Annotated in this window: 16 protein-coding genes; 6 read left to right on the top strand and 10 right to left on the bottom strand. The window is 44.1% G+C overall.

The window, feature by feature from the left end; translation table 11 throughout:
• Window positions 1–88: 88 nt before the first annotated feature.
• From AC5JP1_RS11510 to argS, 3 genes are all read right to left on the bottom strand, one after another.
• The gene (locus AC5JP1_RS11510; protein ID WP_493844206.1) at window positions 89–1183 is read right to left on the bottom strand and encodes a PTS sugar transporter subunit IIC; all 1095 of its coding nucleotides are present in this window, start codon (window positions 1181–1183) and stop codon (window positions 89–91) included.
• Between the two features lie 134 nt (window positions 1184–1317).
• A complete protein-coding gene (locus AC5JP1_RS11505; RefSeq protein ID WP_493844205.1) occupies window positions 1318–2118 on the bottom strand; it encodes an SPOR domain-containing protein in 801 nt (266 codons plus the stop codon).
• A gap of 87 nt (window positions 2119–2205) precedes the next feature.
• On the bottom strand, window positions 2206–4035 hold the full coding sequence (gene argS, locus AC5JP1_RS11500; protein WP_493844204.1) for an arginine--tRNA ligase: 1830 nt from the start codon (window positions 4033–4035) through the stop codon (window positions 2206–2208).
• Window positions 4036–4466: 431 nt separating this feature from the next.
• On the opposite strand from argS, the gene AC5JP1_RS11495 reads away from it, so the two are divergent.
• Window positions 4467–4685 carry a DUF2788 domain-containing protein gene (locus tag AC5JP1_RS11495; RefSeq protein ID WP_319051053.1) on the top strand — a complete coding sequence of 73 codons (219 nt, stop codon included), beginning with the start codon at window positions 4467–4469 and terminating at the stop codon, window positions 4683–4685.
• Window positions 4686–4780: 95 nt separating this feature from the next.
• Here AC5JP1_RS11495 and AC5JP1_RS11490 read toward each other — a convergent pair whose 3' ends face one another.
• Genes AC5JP1_RS11490 through cmoA form a run of 3 tightly spaced genes read right to left on the bottom strand, consistent with a single transcriptional unit; the run spans window position 4781 to window position 6862 of the window.
• On the bottom strand, window positions 4781–4942 hold the full coding sequence (locus tag AC5JP1_RS11490) for a DUF1176 domain-containing protein (RefSeq protein ID WP_493844486.1): 162 nt from the start codon (window positions 4940–4942) through the stop codon (window positions 4781–4783).
• A 37-nt stretch (window positions 4943–4979) separates the two neighbouring features.
• Complete coding sequence (gene cmoB, locus AC5JP1_RS11485; protein ID WP_493844203.1) at window positions 4980–6014, bottom strand: tRNA 5-methoxyuridine(34)/uridine 5-oxyacetic acid(34) synthase CmoB; 1035 nt, start codon at window positions 6012–6014, stop codon at window positions 4980–4982.
• Window positions 6015–6064: 50 nt separating this feature from the next.
• A complete protein-coding gene (gene cmoA, locus AC5JP1_RS11480) occupies window positions 6065–6862 on the bottom strand; it encodes a carboxy-S-adenosyl-L-methionine synthase CmoA (RefSeq protein WP_493844202.1) in 798 nt (265 codons plus the stop codon).
• A 235-nt stretch (window positions 6863–7097) separates the two neighbouring features.
• Between cmoA and msrA the strand changes: the two genes are divergently transcribed.
• The 4 genes from msrA (at window position 7098) to AC5JP1_RS11460 (ending at window position 10967) form a co-directional block, all read left to right on the top strand.
• Window positions 7098–7619, top strand: coding sequence for a peptide-methionine (S)-S-oxide reductase MsrA (gene msrA / locus AC5JP1_RS11475; RefSeq protein WP_493844201.1), 522 nt, complete (start codon window positions 7098–7100; stop codon window positions 7617–7619).
• A 182-nt stretch (window positions 7620–7801) separates the two neighbouring features.
• Window positions 7802–8515: a thiopurine S-methyltransferase gene (locus AC5JP1_RS11470; RefSeq protein ID WP_493844200.1), complete on the top strand. Its 714-nt coding sequence runs from the start codon at window positions 7802–7804 to the stop codon at window positions 8513–8515.
• 50 nt (window positions 8516–8565) lie between these two features.
• A complete protein-coding gene (locus AC5JP1_RS11465; RefSeq protein WP_493844199.1) occupies window positions 8566–9279 on the top strand; it encodes a DUF1499 domain-containing protein in 714 nt (237 codons plus the stop codon).
• Between the two features lie 230 nt (window positions 9280–9509).
• Entirely contained in the window at window positions 9510–10967 is a 1458-nt protein-coding gene (locus AC5JP1_RS11460; protein WP_493844198.1) for a lytic murein transglycosylase, read from the top strand.
• Window positions 10968–11100: 133 nt separating this feature from the next.
• Here AC5JP1_RS11460 and AC5JP1_RS11455 read toward each other — a convergent pair whose 3' ends face one another.
• The 4 genes from AC5JP1_RS11455 to AC5JP1_RS11440 all read right to left on the bottom strand — a co-directional run bounded on the left by AC5JP1_RS11455 (window position 11101) and on the right by AC5JP1_RS11440 (window position 14918).
• Window positions 11101–11400 carry a hypothetical protein gene (locus tag AC5JP1_RS11455; protein WP_493844197.1) on the bottom strand — a complete coding sequence of 100 codons (300 nt, stop codon included), beginning with the start codon at window positions 11398–11400 and terminating at the stop codon, window positions 11101–11103.
• 235 nt (window positions 11401–11635) lie between these two features.
• On the bottom strand, window positions 11636–12640 hold the full coding sequence (locus tag AC5JP1_RS11450; RefSeq protein WP_493844196.1) for a DUF4062 domain-containing protein: 1005 nt from the start codon (window positions 12638–12640) through the stop codon (window positions 11636–11638).
• 164 nt (window positions 12641–12804) lie between these two features.
• Complete coding sequence (gene murI, locus AC5JP1_RS11445) at window positions 12805–13683, bottom strand: glutamate racemase (protein ID WP_493844485.1); 879 nt, start codon at window positions 13681–13683, stop codon at window positions 12805–12807.
• Between the two features lie 449 nt (window positions 13684–14132).
• Complete coding sequence (locus AC5JP1_RS11440) at window positions 14133–14918, bottom strand: DUF1285 domain-containing protein (protein WP_493844195.1); 786 nt, start codon at window positions 14916–14918, stop codon at window positions 14133–14135.
• Between the two features lie 535 nt (window positions 14919–15453).
• Here AC5JP1_RS11440 and AC5JP1_RS11435 point away from each other — a divergent pair.
• Entirely contained in the window at window positions 15454–17091 is a 1638-nt protein-coding gene (locus AC5JP1_RS11435) for an electron transfer flavoprotein-ubiquinone oxidoreductase (RefSeq protein WP_319051073.1), read from the top strand.
• The last annotated feature ends 102 nt before the right edge of the window (window positions 17092–17193 follow it).

The raw sequence follows: 17193 nt of genomic DNA, 5'->3' as shown, positions 1-17193 counted from the left end.
TAATAGCTGGGCTTTTTGAGAGTTATTAACTGCAGACCAAAAGGCGCTTTGATACTGCCAGTAATATCTTAATTCAACATTTTGAGTATTAAGGCAGCTTCATATCTCCAGCAATCAACCAGCCCATACGGCGCATAATATAAGCAACCACACCTGCGATCACCGCAGGTAATACAAACATTAATAGAATAATCGCCGTCCAAAGCTGACCAGTACTCATGAATTCTTGTGATGCTTCAATGACTCCAAATACCCCGACCAAACCAGCCGTACCCATGCCCGCTCCTGTCGCGGTACAAGCCAGCTCAAAACCGACAGTCGCGATAGGACCTACGATGGCACTCGCAATGACAGCAGGCAGTAGAATTAATGGCTTTTTTAGTACATTGGGAATCTGCAACATACTGGTGCCCAGACCCTGAGATATCACACCGCTAACGCCATTATCCTTAAAACTAGCGACAGCAAAACCAATCATATGCGCTGCGCAGCCAACCACGGCAGCACCGCCTGCCAAACCACCAAGACCGATCGCGATACAAATGGCAGCACTCGATGTCGGTAAGGTCAATAGGATACCGACCACAACGGCAATGACAATACCCATTAGTAATGGCTGTAATTCAGTTGCCGCATGAATACCCTGTCCGATAGCCGCAACCCCTGCCACGATAGGTGGGTTGAGTAGCGCACAAACCAATAACGCAACGCCGCACACCACTAAAGGCACCAATAAAATATCAAGCTTGGTCTTACCAGCGATCCAAGTACCAGCGCGATAGGCAAACACCGAGGTCAAATATGCTCCTATTGGATTACCCGGTAATGCCACAAAGGTAGCAGGCCCAACCTCTTGCGGCGTAAATAGCGTCCCTGCCATCAATGCCTCAGAATGCGCACCCAGCATACCTGCTACGAGGCAACTAAGCATCACAAGTGTAGGTGCTTTTAAGTAGTAAGCGATACCGACACCGATACCTGCCCCCATCAATATCGAAGCCAGTTTACCGACAGCGACCAGTGCTGGCAGATCCAACCAACCACCGATTTGGGAGATAATTAGACCAGCAATTAAGGTGACAAACAACCCTAACGCCATACCAGTAAAGGCGTCGATAAAATACTTTTGAAAGAATGCTCTGATAATGCCGATTTGCGGTGCTGCTGGGTGAGATACTGCCATAACCGTACTCTTTGTAAACGTTGCGATTGGATAAAATCGTTATGATGGTTTGATAAAATAAAGAGATAAAAAAAGCGTCATTATGACGCTTTTTTATTTACAGATTCACCTGATACGTATTGCTTAGCCTACATTTAGCGGCGCTGTTCAACGATAATAGAATCAATACCATTGTTTTGTAGGCGCTGCTGTGCTGTTGTCACTGCTTGACGGTTATTTAACGGACGCGAGATTACCTGATAGATCGGTAAGCCATTACCTGTGGTGTTTTTGATTACTCTAGCATCAACACCTGCCATCAGAACTTGGGCGCGGCGGCGATCCGCTTCATCTGCATCACTAAAACTATTGATCTGCAAGATATAAGTCGCAGCAGGCTTAGCCGCTTGGATACTTGCCGTACCTGCTCCTGCAGTGTTGTTTCGAGTTGTAGGATTACTACTAGCTGGCGGCGTTCCGTCATAAGTCGCATCTTCTTCAACAATTACAATATCATCGTTCGCGGCATCATTACCACTATCACCTGCAGCATTGTCGGCACTACCAAAGCTACCAGAACCATCTACGCCATTGGTCGATGTGCCCTCTGGTTGAGTCACCACCACATCTGGTTCGAACTCGTCGATATCCCCTATTTGATCGTTATCGATTTCTGCGATATCTTCATCAGGGATGGTTGCCATCTCTTGATTGGGCAAAATATCATAGAACTCATAATCACCATTATCAGTATCAGTATCCACGCGTGGCTGTACTTGTCTGTCAGGATCGTTCTCAGCACTACTATCCGCGGGGCTAAAGTTAAATAATGGTGAGAGGTAGATAAACACCCCTATCATAAGGGTCAATACAGCCCCAACAAACATCCACAATAAGCCTGATACGCTACTTGATTTGCGCTTTTCTGTTGCGCCTTTGGGTTTTTTGGCTAGCATGGATCTCGTTCTCCCTACTGAATTTAACTATCATCATCGAATTAATGCTATCAGCTGTCTACACTTATTTCACGTAGTAAAAAGTTATTACATAGCAGAGGGTGCAGACAAGCCTAGCAGACCAAGGCCGTTCGCTAATACTTGTCTAACAGCTTTGGACAAACGCAAACGCGCTTGCATTAAGTCCAGCTCGTCAGCACTTGGCGTCTCACCTGATGTGACACTGACCGGCAAGATACGATTGGTGTCGTACCAGCCGTGGAATAATGCAGCAAGCTCTTTTAGATAATTAGTCAAGACGTGTGGTTCATAGCCTGTCGCTGCACGTAATAGCGTTGCTGGATAGCCTGCCAATAGCTTAATCAGCTCATCTTCATTGGGCGCATTAAGCAGGTCTTGCTGCGCTAAACCAACGGTATCATCTACCGCAAGACCATTGCTTTGTAGCTTTTCTAATACGCGGCAGACGCGCGCATGAGCATACTGAATGTAATACACTTGGTTGTCTTTACTCTGTGATTTGGCAAGCTCTAGATCAAAATCAATATGCACTTCAGGCTTACGGGCAACATAGTAAAAACGCGCTGCATCATTGCCGACTTCTGCGCGCAGATCGCGTAAGGTAACAAACTGCCCTGAGCGTGAAGACATTTGTACTTTTTCACTGCCGCGCCACAACGCCACAAATTGCACTAATACGACATCAAGGCGCTCTGCATCAATACCTAACGCGAGCAGCGCCGCTTTTACGCGTGGCACATAACCATGGTGGTCAGCGCCCCACACATTAATCACTTTATCAAAACCGCGATCGAACTTGTTTTTGTGATAAGCAATGTCAGAAGCAAAGTACGTCGATTGACCATTGGCACGGCGCACCACGCGGTCTTTCTCATCACCAAAGTCAGTCGACTTGAACCAGATATTGCCGTCTTTTTCGTATAAGTAGCCTTTGTCATCAAGTATCTGAAGCACAGGCTCAATCTCACTATCGATAGAGCGCTCACTGAACCAGCACTCATAGCTCACACCAAAGTCATTTAAGTCATCTTTGATATCCGCCAAAATACTGCTCAATGCGGCATTCAAGAACAGCGCATAGCTGTCACCAAGTAGTGCCTTGCTATTCGCAATCAAACCATCAATATGTGCTTCTTTATCACCTGAGATGAGCGTTTTTTCGCCATCAGCATTGATCTTAAACTTGGCATCTTCTGGTGCGTCCTTGGCAACTTGTGTAAAATCATGTACGTAACTATCGCCATGTTGCGTTTTTAACGTCTGCGCGATATCGCTGACATAGTCACCTTGGTAGCCATTGACTGGGAACGTGATTTGCTCACCATTTAACTCCAGATAACGCAAATAGGTACTGGTCGCCAAAATGTCCATTTGACGACCAGCGTCGTTGACATAATACTCGCGTGTGACGTCGTAACCGATTGCTTCTAGCAGGTTAGATACGCTCATACCAAACGCAGCACCGCGCCCATGACCGACATGCAGGCTTGAGGTTGGATTCGCGGATACAAACTCGACTTGTACCTTTTGACCATCAAACTGGTCACTCAAACCAAAGCGTTCTTGCAAGCTAAAGATATCGTCTAGTACTGAAAACTTAGCTTCTGAATTTAGAAATACGTTGATAAACCCTGGGCCTGCGATTTCTACTTGGCGGATATCTTGATTCTCAGGCAACGCGCTGACAATTTTTTCAGCGAGTTGGCGCGGATTGGCTTTGGCAGCCTTTGCTGCAGTGAGCGCGATGTTACTGGCAAAGTCGCCATGACTAAGATCTTTAGTACGGGTGATTTGGCTGTTGTTTTGCCAATCACTTGGTAGCGTACCATCTGCTTGTAGGGTTTGAATCGCATCATTAAATAGGGATGCAAGCGTATCAATTTGGGCTTGTGACATAGGGATCTGAACTCAATTAAATAGACAACAAAAGCGGTGCAAATACGAGCGATTAATAACGGTTTATAGTAATAGCGACCGACATTGCAGGGATAAAATAACGTAAAAAGATAAGTAACCTGTAAATATAACAATCTTTACGATGTATTGCACCATTTGCACTAAAATTAGCACCAAAATCTTACTGTTATGACAGCTACGACTGATAATTGATGACAATAAAAAATTGGTCACGTACTCGCTTATACTTAACGACGCAAAGTTGATATCACGCACATACAGCAACTCAGCGAATGGCACGCTCAATTGTAGCGTTCCTGTTGCCCAACACTGGGCAGTCGTTTATACCTATCTGCTTCCACGTTATAATAGCGGTTTGTACGGCTCTTCTAAAATATAGGAGATGCGTTACTACTTCATAGGATTACGCCATGTTTGCTATTGCTGCCAGTACGGTCACCAGTTGGGGACTGTACGTCTTACTGCCGATTTTCATCGCTTTTTTATTCTTTATTATGTGGGATATCTCCAAAAAATCTGACGCTGGGCGCGCAGGTACATTCTGGATATTTTTGGCACTAGGGGCAGGCTCTGTGGGATTCATACTTAAGATAGTCATGGAAGTCGCTTTCAAAAAATGGCTGATGTAAAAGGTCATTTTTTATGTGTTGATTATGCAGCAAACACATATAGCGCATAACCAATATGGTCAATAAGATATCAGGTATTCGTCTTAAACAGCTATCTAGTGAGCATTCCTATTATTTTCTACGACCTTACTCACATAAGTTGGCAGATCCCATGCTCCACCAGCAAAGCCTCGACACATTCCCGTACTCGACTCTTCGCTCTTAGCAAGCGTTTGACCATTCCACGTCCATACAGCGCGATTCCAACAGTCACTAATACCTTATTCTGCCTAGTATTGTCCAGTACGGTACCTGCTATCTTTTTGCGATCAAAGTCGCACGCATAGGCGCAGGATAGCCCTCGATAGTCTTTGCGGCATCGTTAGGGTCTAAAAAATCTGCTAATGAATGGTATGTCATCCACTCCGTTTTTCGTTGTTCCTCAGTTGAGGTGACGGCGACATCCACGCAGCGTACATCGACAAATCCTGCTTTTTCTAGCCAGCCTGTCAATGCCGCCACTGACGGTAAAAAGTACACATTATTCATCTGCGCATAGCGATCATGTGGTACCAGTACTGTATTGGCATCGCCCTCTATGACCAACGTCTCAAGCACCAGTTCGCCACCTTTTACGAGCTGGCCTCTAAGCTGCTGTAAATGCTCGAATGGTGACTGACGATGATAGAGCACACCCATACTAAATACGGTGTCAAATAACTGACTGTGCTCAGGCAACGCTTCAAGCGGTACAGGAATATAATGCGTGCGGTAACGACCTGTCTCATGCGCATCCGCGCTACCCACAAAATGACGAATCGCCATGAATTGATGGTAAAACAAGCAAGAGGGATCGATGATAATAACGGTATCTGCCCCTGCGCCTGCCATACGCCAACCATGATAGCCAGAGCCGCCGCCGACATCCAGTACACGGCGACCGTCAAGCCTACTCAAATGCGGCGCGACGCGTTGCCACTTCCAATCACTGTGCCATTCGGTGTCAATCTTAATACCTGATTCATCATTACCAATCTGAAATGGGCCTTTGCGCCATGGCATCAGCTGCTTTAATAACGCGGTGGTTTGTTTATATTGAGATTGATTAAGACTTGCATCAATCGTCAGTACATCACTATTGAGATCGACATGATTAACCGTCAAATTTGGTAAACGAGCGACTGACGCTTGGTAAGCAGGTGCGTGCGCATAGTTGGCTTTGTCTTTGATAGCATTTAACCATGTTGGTAATTGCTTAAGCCATTCATAAGCGCTTGGGTACTGCTGAGCCAGCTCTAATAGGGTTAGATATAATTCGCGTTCGGCGTGCGTGATGGTGTCGTTGAGCATAAGAACAGGTTACCGTATTGATTAAGAAATAACTGTGTTAAAAGTAAGGTTTATTTAAACGCCACAATAGAGACAAAGTTCAAAAACTGAAACCACGTCAGATGACGTTTAAAGCCAACTTGATCTAACCGTGCATGATGCTCATCTAGCGTATCGGTAATCAGGACGTTTTCTAGCGCATTACGTTTGCCGCTAATCTCCATCTCGGTATAGCCATTAGCGCGTTTAAAATCATAATAACGCTCAACCAACCATGCATCATACTGCTCATCAAAAGCATGGGTTTTTTCGGTTAATACCAGTATGCCGCCTGCGCTTAATGCCGCGTAAATCTTCTCTAATACCGCGACTCTATCGGCGGCTGGTAAAAACTGTAGCGTTAGATTTAAAATCACCATGTCGCATGGCTCAAGCTCAACATCGCGAATGTCTGCAGTGATCACCTCGATATCATGCTCAGGATAGTTATCACTCAATAACGTCGTCGCTTCCGTCGTCATCGCAGGGGAGATATCAATTGCTTTAATCTGCAGGTCTTGCGGCTCAAACTCGCCTGCCAGCGTCATACTGGCGGCACCCAATGAGCAGCCCAAATCATAAATTCGACTAACGCGCTGACCACTATCGCTCTGCTGACGATACTTGCAATGACGACGGGCAAATATTGGTAGCATCGCTAAAACTTGACCATAACCAGGCACGCTACGACGAATCATATCGGGAAAACAAGCCACCACTTGCTCATCAAAGGAAAAACGCGCTGCTTTATCCAGCGGCGTGGTAAACGGTTTGTCAAATAGGGTGTCATGTTTGATAGCAGGCTGCGATTGGCTCATGGGGCGACTCATTTTTTAATAATAGAACTTACGTTAGGCGTTACTTGATGAATTTTGCTTGTCACTGTCAGTTGATAAATAAGCAAGATAGCAAAAGCTCATTATAACATTACTGTTTGTTACTTATTGCCTTTGGCTTGCCTGCTAAGCTGAATAAATAGCGCTAGGACTAATGAGGCATTGAAAAATGAGAACATTACAACCAAATACAGTGCTTAATCCATATTTATAATAATAGGAAAAAACTATGCAAACAATCGTATTAGGCGGCGGCTGCTTTTGGTGCACTGAGTCGGTATTTTTGTCCGTGAAAGGCGTACAATCTGTTGTCTCAGGCTATATGGGCGGTGATGCAGTGTCTGCCAATTATGAAGCAGTATGTAGCGGTACAACTGGTCACGTCGAAGTTATCAAAGTCGAGTTTGATGAGACGACTGTTCCACTAGAAGTCATCCTCGACGTCTTCTTTGCCACGCATGATCCCACCACGATGGATCGTCAGGGCAATGATGTTGGCAGTCAGTATCGCAGCGTGGTCTTTTATACCGAAGAAGACCAAAAACCTACGGTCGATCGCACGATCAATAAGCTACGCGATATGGGCGTCAATGTCGTCACAGAAGTACACCCTGCGGTTGAGTTTTATCAAGCAGAAGATGCGCATCAAGACTTCTTTAACCGCAATCCAGGACAGGCTTATTGCAACTTTGCGATACCACCAAAACTGGCTAAATTGCGTAAAGAGTTTAGCAAGTACATGGTAAGTTGATTTTAATTAAAGAAATTGAGCATCGTATTGTTCAAAAAACCGAGTACGATGCGAGCAAAATACCTAAGCCAAACACTTATATGATAGGTGTTTGGCTTTTTATTATCGTTGACTATATCCACAGTTAATATTTATAGTAAACGCTCCCTCCACATACACCATACCTGTTAGAGATCTCACATATGAACCCTGAGTTTTGGTACAAACGCTGGCAAGAAAAACGCATTGGTTTTAATCAGTCGGCTGCTAATTCATTGCTAGTTAAATATATTGACCGCTTAGATTTAGCAGCGGGCAGCCGTATTTTTGTTCCGCTGTGTGGTAAGTCTATTGATATGGCTTGGCTAGCTGCACAAGGGTATGATGTGGTTGGTGTTGAGCTAGTAGAGTCAGCGGTGCAGGATTTCTTTGTTGAACAAAATATCCAGCCTGTTGTGTCTCGGCATGTAGAGAACCCAGCTATCACATGCTATCAAGGTCAACTGATAGAAGGTGAAGAGCGGCGAACTATTACATTATGGGTCGCCGATATTTTTACGCTTACCCCTACAGATGTTGGTCCTATCGATGCAGTATATGACAAAGCGGCATTGATTGCCCTACCAGTTGATATGCGAACAAAATATAGTGAGCAGATACGACAGCTTAGTGGTAATGTAAGCAAATCTGTCAGCGTCGATAGCATTGACAATAACGTCGCACCGCAGCTTTTAATGACATTGAATTATGATCAAAGCAAGAAAAATGGACCGCCATTCTCTATCAGTGAAGAACAACTACAGCAGTACTATGGCAGTCACTCTCAAATATGTGAACTGGCAAATGTGCCTACTGTTATAGGGTCTGCACCTGATCTAAAAGTTACAGAGCATGCTTGGCTATTAAGTCATAAATAAACCAGTTTGCGCAGCGACTAATCAGTACTAAATCACAAGGAAAAAGCGGAATGAAAATATTCGTTAGTCTGATAAGTTTAATCGCCGTCTTACTGGTCGCGCTCGCAGGCCCACTCTACAAATTTGGCATGATTGAGTTAGCGACTGCCTTTGCAGGGTTTAAGTTTGGCGTGTTTGCGGGTATTGCAGCTTTAATACTGTTAGTTATACAGCTTTTGTTTAAACGAAACACAGCGAGCGCTGGTAGCGCGTTAATATCAGCATTACTTGCGATAACCGCCATTGCCATACCGCTTAACATGATGAATACTGCCAAAAAAGTACCACCCATTCATGATATCTCTACTGATTTGGTAAATCCGCCTGCATTTGTGGCTATTGCCCCACTGCGTGCTGACGCGCCTAATCCAGCTGCTTACGCTGGTATCGAGGCAGCAGAGCAACAGCGCGAGGCATATCCTGACCTACAAACATTACGTTATGATCAAACTCAACCTGAATTGATTAGGGCAACCAAACAAGCTGTTGAGAACTTAGGCTGGAAATTGGTTAATATGGATGTAGATAATGGCATCATCGAAGCGACGGATACGACTGCTTGGTTTGGCTTTAAAGACGATATTATCGTGCGCATCACTGATAACGATAGCGCGCGCCTAGTAGATATACGCAGCAAGTCGCGGGTTGGTGGTAGCGATTTGGGCAAAAACGCGGCGCGAATTGGTACATTTATCAATGAATTAGATAGTGTATTGGCTGAGTAATTAAATTATATCTACCAAAAACAATTAGATGTTATTTGACTCTTGACGTTCTGGTAAAGCTAAACCCTCTCCCAACCTCACGCCATCGTCAATTTATCGTAACCATTTATAATCTTGGTACTTCGGCAGCTTTTCTTTACTGTTTAGATTGGTTACTCTACGTTAATATCGCGTTTTACCTTTTGTTATCTGCCTTTTGGTAACCACTTTGACGTTTATAGGATATTTTCATGCGTTTCACTCCCTTTTCTACCATGTCACTGCTTAGTGTTGCAGTTGGCATTAGTCTCGCAAGCACCGCTCAAGCCGCTCAGCCACCAGCACCAGATTTATCTAATAGCGAGTTTCAGCAGTGTTTGGATGGTCTAAAAAATTCAAGTAAATTTAGTGGCGTGAATAGCTACACTTTTAATAACTATCGCCCAAACCAGCCTGATCCAAGCGTCATTCAGTCGCTTAACTACCAGCCAGAGTTTCAAAAAGATGTCTGGGACTATCTATCATCGCTAGTAGACAAAGAGCGTGTCGAAGATGGCATCCGAGCCAAGCGTCAATGGGGCTCAACGCTTCGCCAAATTGAGGCACGCTACGGTGTAAAAGCCGAACACGTACTGGGTGTGTGGGGCGTAGAGTCTAACTTTGGTCAGACATTGGGTAAAAAGCCATTGTTCGAATCATTGGCGACATTGTCTTGCTTCGATCGTCGTCAAAGCTACTTCCAAGGTGAGTACGCCAATGCCCTAAAAATTGTGCAAAATGGTGATATCGCACCCAGTGACATGACGGGATCATGGGCAGGTGCTTTTGGACAGACGCAGTTTATGCCCAGCACCTTTTTGGAGCTGGCAGTAGATTTCGATGGTGACGGGCGCCGAGATTTGGTCAATAGTGTTCCTGATGCGCTCGCTTCTACCGCAAACTTCTTAGATAATCGTGGCTATCGCACGGGCGAGCCTTGGGGTTACGAAGTCAAGTTGCCTGATGGATTTTGGGCAGCCTCAAATCGTAAAGATAAAAAATCTATCAGCCACTGGCGCAATCAAGGTCTGACCCTCGCCAACGGTAGCCCGCTACCTTATGATTTAAGTAGTGCTGGCTTATTGCTACCTGCTGGTATCGATGGTCCTGCGTTTCTAGTCGGCAAAAACTTCGATACGTTTTACTCTTATAACGCCTCAGAAAACTATGCGTTGGCTATCGCGCACTTATCAGATTTGATTACTCGTGAAGACAGTAGTAAAACCGACTTTATAACTGCTTGGCCGACAGATGATCCTGGTATCAGTCGCCAACAGGCGAAAGATATCCAACAAGCATTGCTCAATGCTGGTTATGATATTGGCGGCGTTGATGGCATCATCGGCGACAACACCCGTACCGCTATTCAACAATATCAATCTAGCCGTGGTATTTTTCCAGCTGACGGACGCGCAGGCCAAAAATTCTATCGCGCTATCGTTGGCAGTTCAGCACCAAGCCAAACTCAGTACGGGCAACCAATAAACAGTCGACCATTAAACCCTGCACCAGCCGATCGTATGGGGCAACTGATTCAGCAACAAACAACGCCCAATAGCTATTCGTCTCAACCATCGATCAGTCCATCACCCTCTAGCAATGCACGCTATCGCCGCACCACTAGTGCCGATGGTACGATTAAGCTGGTTCGTATTGACGAAGGGTTATAACAACGTACTGAACCGCTTTATCTTAGAGCACTAAAAAAGCCACGCTAATCATAGCGTGGCTTTTTTCACTTCTTATGTATCAATGCGGGTCTGTCATTGTGAGTTTGTATTAACTACATTAGTCATTACAGATCTAGACAATAGGTGGTGGGTTTGGCTTACCGTTATCACCATCCCAATTTTCACGAGCATTGTCATCTAGATCAGCAGCAGTTTTCGGTTCCCACTTACCGTTTTCTTTCCAAGTGGCATCGCCCCAGTCTTCGTCTTCTGCTTTTCTATCCAAATCTTTGTAGGCTTGGCTTGGATCAATGCCGCGACGCTTCATGTCTGCCACTTGCTCTTCTAACGTGTGAAACTGATCGGCGTCATGCATGCTTTTTTCTAGACCATCAATCTCGCTTAACAGTTTGTCATTTTTATCGTTACTCATTATGTGTTCTCCTTAATAGATCAATGTTGTTTTGCATTTTATGTATTTTTAATTGCTACAAGTTTTAATAAAGATAAGATCGTTATCTGATGGTTCTTATTATCACGAGTCCTGAGTCGATTCACAACCAGTGACGCGTATGCTTTGTATTACAAAACGTAGCCATAGACAGAAGTGGTGTTTTTTCGGATATTTTATTGAATGTCACAAGGTTAGTGTACGCCAAGAACTGGCTTTACTCGTGTGTTTGGGAGGAATTACTTACTAGTAAATTTTTTGCATAAAAAGTGAGCTTCCAAAGCTCTTGTGATAGCCGCGTACCATAGGTCGTCAGCTGTATCCAATTTGCGCTTACCAGTTGACGCTGTAAGTTGTTTAAGTCATCTTGAGCGATTTGGCAACGTGAGACAGCGTGAACATTTGGCATATCATTCTTGATGTCTATCTCAGCTTTTGGTGCGATTAGACGGTTGATAGCGTTTTGTAGACCGTAGCTAGAAAACGTAGAAGGTATTTTTACTAGAGCAACCAATATCTCTTGCCAAGATAAGGTAATTTCGCGAGTCACGTCTTTTAGATTACCACCTTCATAGGCTTGAGCGGTGTATTTCACAGTGAAAGTCTCTGTCAATACAATGGGCTGGCTGACATTGTCATCCGCAAAGTTATCCTCTACAGGGGCTTGTTTTTTTGTATTCTTATTAATTGCCAAAATATCAGCAAATCTTTCAGCAACAGTCTGATTGCTAAATTTGATAATCTCTTCAGTGGCTCTTATCCAGCCACCCTCTACTCTATTACTCGCCAATGTGTTGTAGTAGGCTTGGACGAGTAGCGGCTCGATATCATCTTCTGATTCATAATAATATATTTGATTGTCTTGCTTAGATACCGTTTTGATAAGCTCTTGTAATTGCCGGCTAACATCCAGTTCATGATGGTGTTTCTTTGCCAAGATTAATAATGGTTTGAGCTTGGCTTTGGCATTTAGATAACTCAGATGCATCTGACTGACACCATTCTTTTGCACAGTTCCGTAGCTGTCTCCAATAATCATCAACGCATAATCACAGGAATCTATGCATTGACGACCATATAAAGAGGCTTTGGGGAGCTTGCTAGACACATCATAAGTCAAAAATGCACGTGCTTGAAAAAATATCGCTAAGCTATCCAAGACTAACGATTGATCGTTGTCAGCGCATATAACATGAATATGGTGATAGCGGCGGTTTGGCACAATTACCTCTGAGCTTAGGTGATGGCATAAATAGGTGTAAGATGAAATAGAGCACAAATATCTTGTTCTGCGCAGCCTAGCATATTCTAACAAAACTGCACTCAGCTTGTTTCAAATAAATCAACAAAATGAGTAAGGATTAGCTTGAATAGTACTATCAGCACTTACTCAGTGTGGTATTGCAGCACAGTCTCTCTACCAAGCAAACGCACAACTAAAGCGCCTAGTCTATCACTATATTTGGTAGCATGAAAAGTTAATGGATAACTAATATCAACTTTTGTTTTACTAATCACTTCTGAATGATAATCTTTTGTTTTACTATCTAAGCTTGCAGACATCTGATTTGCTACCAGTAACTGCTTGACTCGCTCAGCAATCGCTTGCCCAGAGTCAACCACTTGTATCGATAGCTGCTGTCGTACAATCTCATCAAGCAAAAACGCTTTGAAAAATGGGTAATGCGTACAACCTAACACCAGCTGATCCACGCCATCATCAGCAAATGCTTGTATCTGTTGACGCAATCGCTGTGCGGTTTCGTCTTGCACTGGCATTCCAGACTCTACCCAAGGCACCAATTGTGGATCAAAATATTTGGTAACCAATGTGCCATTAGGGTCAGCCACATTGCTAATGACATCATTGAGCAATGTACCATTCAAAGTGGCTTTGGTAGCCAGTACTGCAACATGTCCACTCTTGCTGGCCAATACAGCAGGCTTTAGTGCAGGTACTAAGCCGACAATAGGCAGCTCTGGGTAGCAACGTCTTGCTCTGTCTAAAGCATAAGCGGACGCGCTATTACAAGCAATAACGATCAACTTGCAACCTTGCTGATACAGCCACTCCACCGCATTCAATGTCAACGTCTCAATGTCCTCGCTATCGCGGTTGCCATAGGGGACATTGAGGGTATCAGCGTAATATATATAATGTTCAGCGGGTAGTTGTTGAGCTAAATGTAGATAAACAGATAAACCACCAACGCCAGAATCAAACAATCCTATTGGCGCATGACGCGCTTTACAATTAGCAGCCATATTGTTTTCACCGATACTGCTTTTACCAATACTGTTTTTGACAATATTGTTTTTACTGATATCAGCTTTATCGATCCTAGCGTCTTTAACAGAATTACCGTCTAAAGTGTTTACGCGCGCTAGAGAATTTGCTTGCACAGGCTCCACTATCATGATGTTATTTGCGGTAGTATCCATGTCTACTCTACCGCCAGTTTTGTATGCATGTGATTATCTTCATGTTATGTATGTTTTCATCACTCAATTAAACGTCTTAAACTTTGTGTGATTCCAGTGTTTGGTCATGATCCAAAGACAGCTTAATTGTACGACGAATCTCAACGTAGCAAGCCATTATCAGACCACTATAATTTGTAAAAGCTATAAACCTATAACATTCGCCATCAGATAGCAATCAATAGAAGTCTCTCTGTTGATTGCTATCTATTACATTATTGCAGCTTAATAGCTCAATTAGCTGGCATAGATAATGAGTAAGCCTGTCCACCACTCTGTAAAGTCAATATGGTCTCACCATTACGTTCTGTCAATTCACCAATCTCTGCCAAATGGTAAAAGGTATTGCGTCCAATAAGCGCGGTCAAGCCATTTCTAACCAACATATAAGGGCGTACTGGCTCATCGGTCGTAACGTTTTTACTTTGATCCGTATTTTCACTCTTGAGGCTTTCACTAAAATTTTCATTCTCAAGGTCGTTGTACTCAATGTCTGATGAGTGATCTGCAGGCGCCGCTTTATCATTATTTTTAGGATTATACGCCTGTAGTGTGATTTGATGCTCATCATCCAAACGCACTACATCACCAGTTGTCGTCGTAAACTCCAGCCAACTCACATCGTCTTCATGGACGATACCAACATCGTTAATTAGAAGCGGGGCATCCTCGACTTGAATCCGTATTTTTTGTACTGGCGTCTTCAGAAAATACTCAGTAACGCCGTTATTTTCTTCTTTCCACAAAATAGTCGCAAACAAACTGACCAATGACTCACGGGTCATTTGTCCACCTTCATGCCACCACTCACCGTTTGCTTTTATGACCAGATCCATATCGGCAATATCTTCAGGATGCCATTTGTCGAGTGGTGGTATCGCACGCCCTTCACGCGCCCCAGCAGCAGACTTGAGATATTGACTTAATGCATCTACATTATTCATGCTAGAGGCCTTGTCAGTTGGGGCTTCAGCACTGTAATTTACATCTTCATTAGTCTTGTTATTATCATTGCTCATCGCTCAATCCTTTATTTAGTATTCAAAGTTTGGCAAATCTATTATTACTATAAATTTTTGTTTCGGGTATGATGAAACGATATTGTTCAAGCACACTCGTTTATTCAATATAACCTTAACACCTATACTCATAAATGCGTATCGTGTTTGTAGGACTTTTCTTTTATAATGAGTAACGATTTTTTATTGAGATGGTCAAGCGGTCATTATGTTAATGACATAATTTACGTTATGTGTTGATATCCTTGAATAAATTATTCACGACACCGATGTATTAACTGATACCGCAAAGACAGTTTTATCGGGCAGCCATATGTCTGAGTGACGTTAGCGCCGCAAGTCTATTATTCAGTTGTTAAGCTAATGATGCCCTGAGATAAGCCACTAAAGTTTAGGAGTAGGTATGCAAGAGCAAGACAATCAAGCGCCAGTCGTTGATGACAACACTGTGAATGCTGATGCGCCAGTAGCAACAGAGACAGCAGCTCCAGTTGTAGAGCCTGTGGCAGCGGAACCTGAAATCGAGCGCGAATCAATGGAATTCGACGTTATCATCGTTGGTGGTGGACCTGCAGGTCTGTCTGCTGCTATTCGTTTACGCCAGCTCGCTATCGAAGCAGGTAACGACGAGTTTATGGTATGTGTGGTCGAAAAAGGCTCAGAGTTTGGTGCTCATACGTTATCTGGCGCCGTTATCGAGCCACGTGCGCTCAATGAGCTGATTCCAGACTGGAAAGAAAAAGGCGCGCCGCTTAATGTGCCAGCGACAGAAGACCGTTTTTATTATCTGAACTCTGCCACACGCTCAACCAAAGTGCCTCACTCGTTGATTCCAGGACCTATGCACAATGATGGCAACTACATCGTGTCATTGGGTAATGTGGTTCGCTGGTTAGCGGTACAAGCAGAAGAGCTTGAAGTCATGATGTTCCCAGGCTTCCCTGCCGATGATATTTTATATAATGACGATGGCTCGGTACGAGGTGTGTTGACGGGTGACATGGGTGTGGCCGCTAATGGCGAAGCCAAGCCTAGCTTTGAGCCGGGTTACGAGCTGCTTGCCAAATACACTATCTTTGCTGAAGGTAGTCGTGGTCACTTGGGTAAGCGTTTGATCAGCCGTTTTGATCTAGACAAAGACTCTGATGCTCAGCACTATGGTATTGGTCTAAAAGAGCTGTGGGACGTCGACCCTGAGAAGCACGAGCAAGGCGTTGTCATGCATGGTCTTGGCTGGCCATTGACTGAAACTGGCTCAACTGGTGGCTGGTGGTTATACTTTGATGAAAACAATCAAGTAAGTTTTGGTCTTGTGGCTGATTTGTCTTACCACAACCCTTATATGTCTCCCTTTGATGAAATGCAGCGTTTGAAAACACATCCTGTTATCAAGAATGTATTAGAAGGCGGCAAGCGTATCTCTTATGGCGCCCGTGCGTTGACCAAAGGTGGTCTTAACTCACTGCCGAAGTTTACCTTCCCAGGCGGCGTATTAGTGGGTGATGATGCAGGTTTCTTGAACCCAGCAAAAATCAAAGGTACTCATACTTCGATGAAGTCAGGTATGCTCGCAGCCGAAGCGATCTTTGAGGCGCTACAAGCAGATCGTCAGCATGATGAAGTGGTTGCTTATAGCACCATGTACAAAGAATCTTGGTTATATCAGGACAACTATGAGTCGCGTAACTTCTCACCAGCGATGCATCGTATGGGGCAGTTCATGGGCGGTGCTTTTATCTTTATCGAGCACAATTTGCTAAAAGGTAAGATGCCATTAACCATACATGACAACACTCCAGACTATGATCAGTTAGAGCGTGCTAACCACGCTTATCAGCCTACTTACCTCAAGCCTGATGGTAAACTGGTATTTGATAAGTTGTCGTCGGTGTTTATCTCTAATACCAACCATGCAGAAGATCAACCAACGCATCTAAAATTGACTGATCCAACGGTGCCTGTTTCGATCAACTTACCATTGTATGCTGAGCCTGCACGTCTATACTGCCCAGCGGGTGTATATGAAGTGGTCAAAGATGCTGAAGGTGCTAAGTTTGTCATCAATGCGCAGAACTGTGTACATTGTAAGACCTGTGATATCAAAGATCCTTCACAGAACATCACTTGGGTAACACCAGAAGGTGGCGGTGGTCCAAACTATCCAAACATGTAAATCAGAGTAATTCTGGTTCACGCTGGTGCAGTTAAGATCATTAAAACTGCACTCTAATAAAAACCGCCCTTCTCTTCGTAGGAGAAAGGCGGTTTTTTAATG

It is taken from the genome of Psychrobacter sp. H29, from assembly GCF_059073055.1.
The sequence above is the reverse complement of the archived record's forward strand: the minus strand, read 5'-3'. Positions and strand labels throughout refer to the sequence as shown.

Bases quoted from the DNA above. Each gene is read 5' to 3' on its own strand.
- AC5JP1_RS11510 (WP_493844206.1), bottom strand. From the start codon at position 1,183: ATGGCAGTATCTCACCCAGCAGCACCGCAAATCGGCATTATCAGAGCA.
- cmoB (WP_493844203.1), bottom strand. From the start codon at position 6,014: ATGCTCAACGACACCATCACGCACGCCGAACGCGAATTATATCTAACC.
- AC5JP1_RS11470 (WP_493844200.1), top strand. From the start codon at position 7,802: ATGAACCCTGAGTTTTGGTACAAACGCTGGCAAGAAAAACGCATTGGT.
- msrA (WP_493844201.1), top strand. From the start codon at position 7,098: ATGCAAACAATCGTATTAGGCGGCGGCTGCTTTTGGTGCACTGAGTCG.
- AC5JP1_RS11495 (WP_319051053.1), top strand. From the start codon at position 4,467: ATGTTTGCTATTGCTGCCAGTACGGTCACCAGTTGGGGACTGTACGTC.
- murI (WP_493844485.1), bottom strand. From the start codon at position 13,683: ATGGCTGCTAATTGTAAAGCGCGTCATGCGCCAATAGGATTGTTTGAT.
- AC5JP1_RS11465 (WP_493844199.1), top strand. From the start codon at position 8,566: ATGAAAATATTCGTTAGTCTGATAAGTTTAATCGCCGTCTTACTGGTC.
- argS (WP_493844204.1), bottom strand. From the start codon at position 4,035: ATGTCACAAGCCCAAATTGATACGCTTGCATCCCTATTTAATGATGCG.
- AC5JP1_RS11460 (WP_493844198.1), top strand. From the start codon at position 9,510: ATGCGTTTCACTCCCTTTTCTACCATGTCACTGCTTAGTGTTGCAGTT.
- AC5JP1_RS11455 (WP_493844197.1), bottom strand. From the start codon at position 11,400: ATGAGTAACGATAAAAATGACAAACTGTTAAGCGAGATTGATGGTCTA.
- AC5JP1_RS11440 (WP_493844195.1), bottom strand. From the start codon at position 14,918: ATGAGCAATGATAATAACAAGACTAATGAAGATGTAAATTACAGTGCT.
- cmoA (WP_493844202.1), bottom strand. From the start codon at position 6,862: ATGAGTCGCCCCATGAGCCAATCGCAGCCTGCTATCAAACATGACACC.
- AC5JP1_RS11505 (WP_493844205.1), bottom strand. From the start codon at position 2,118: ATGCTAGCCAAAAAACCCAAAGGCGCAACAGAAAAGCGCAAATCAAGT.
- AC5JP1_RS11435 (WP_319051073.1), top strand. From the start codon at position 15,454: ATGGAATTCGACGTTATCATCGTTGGTGGTGGACCTGCAGGTCTGTCT.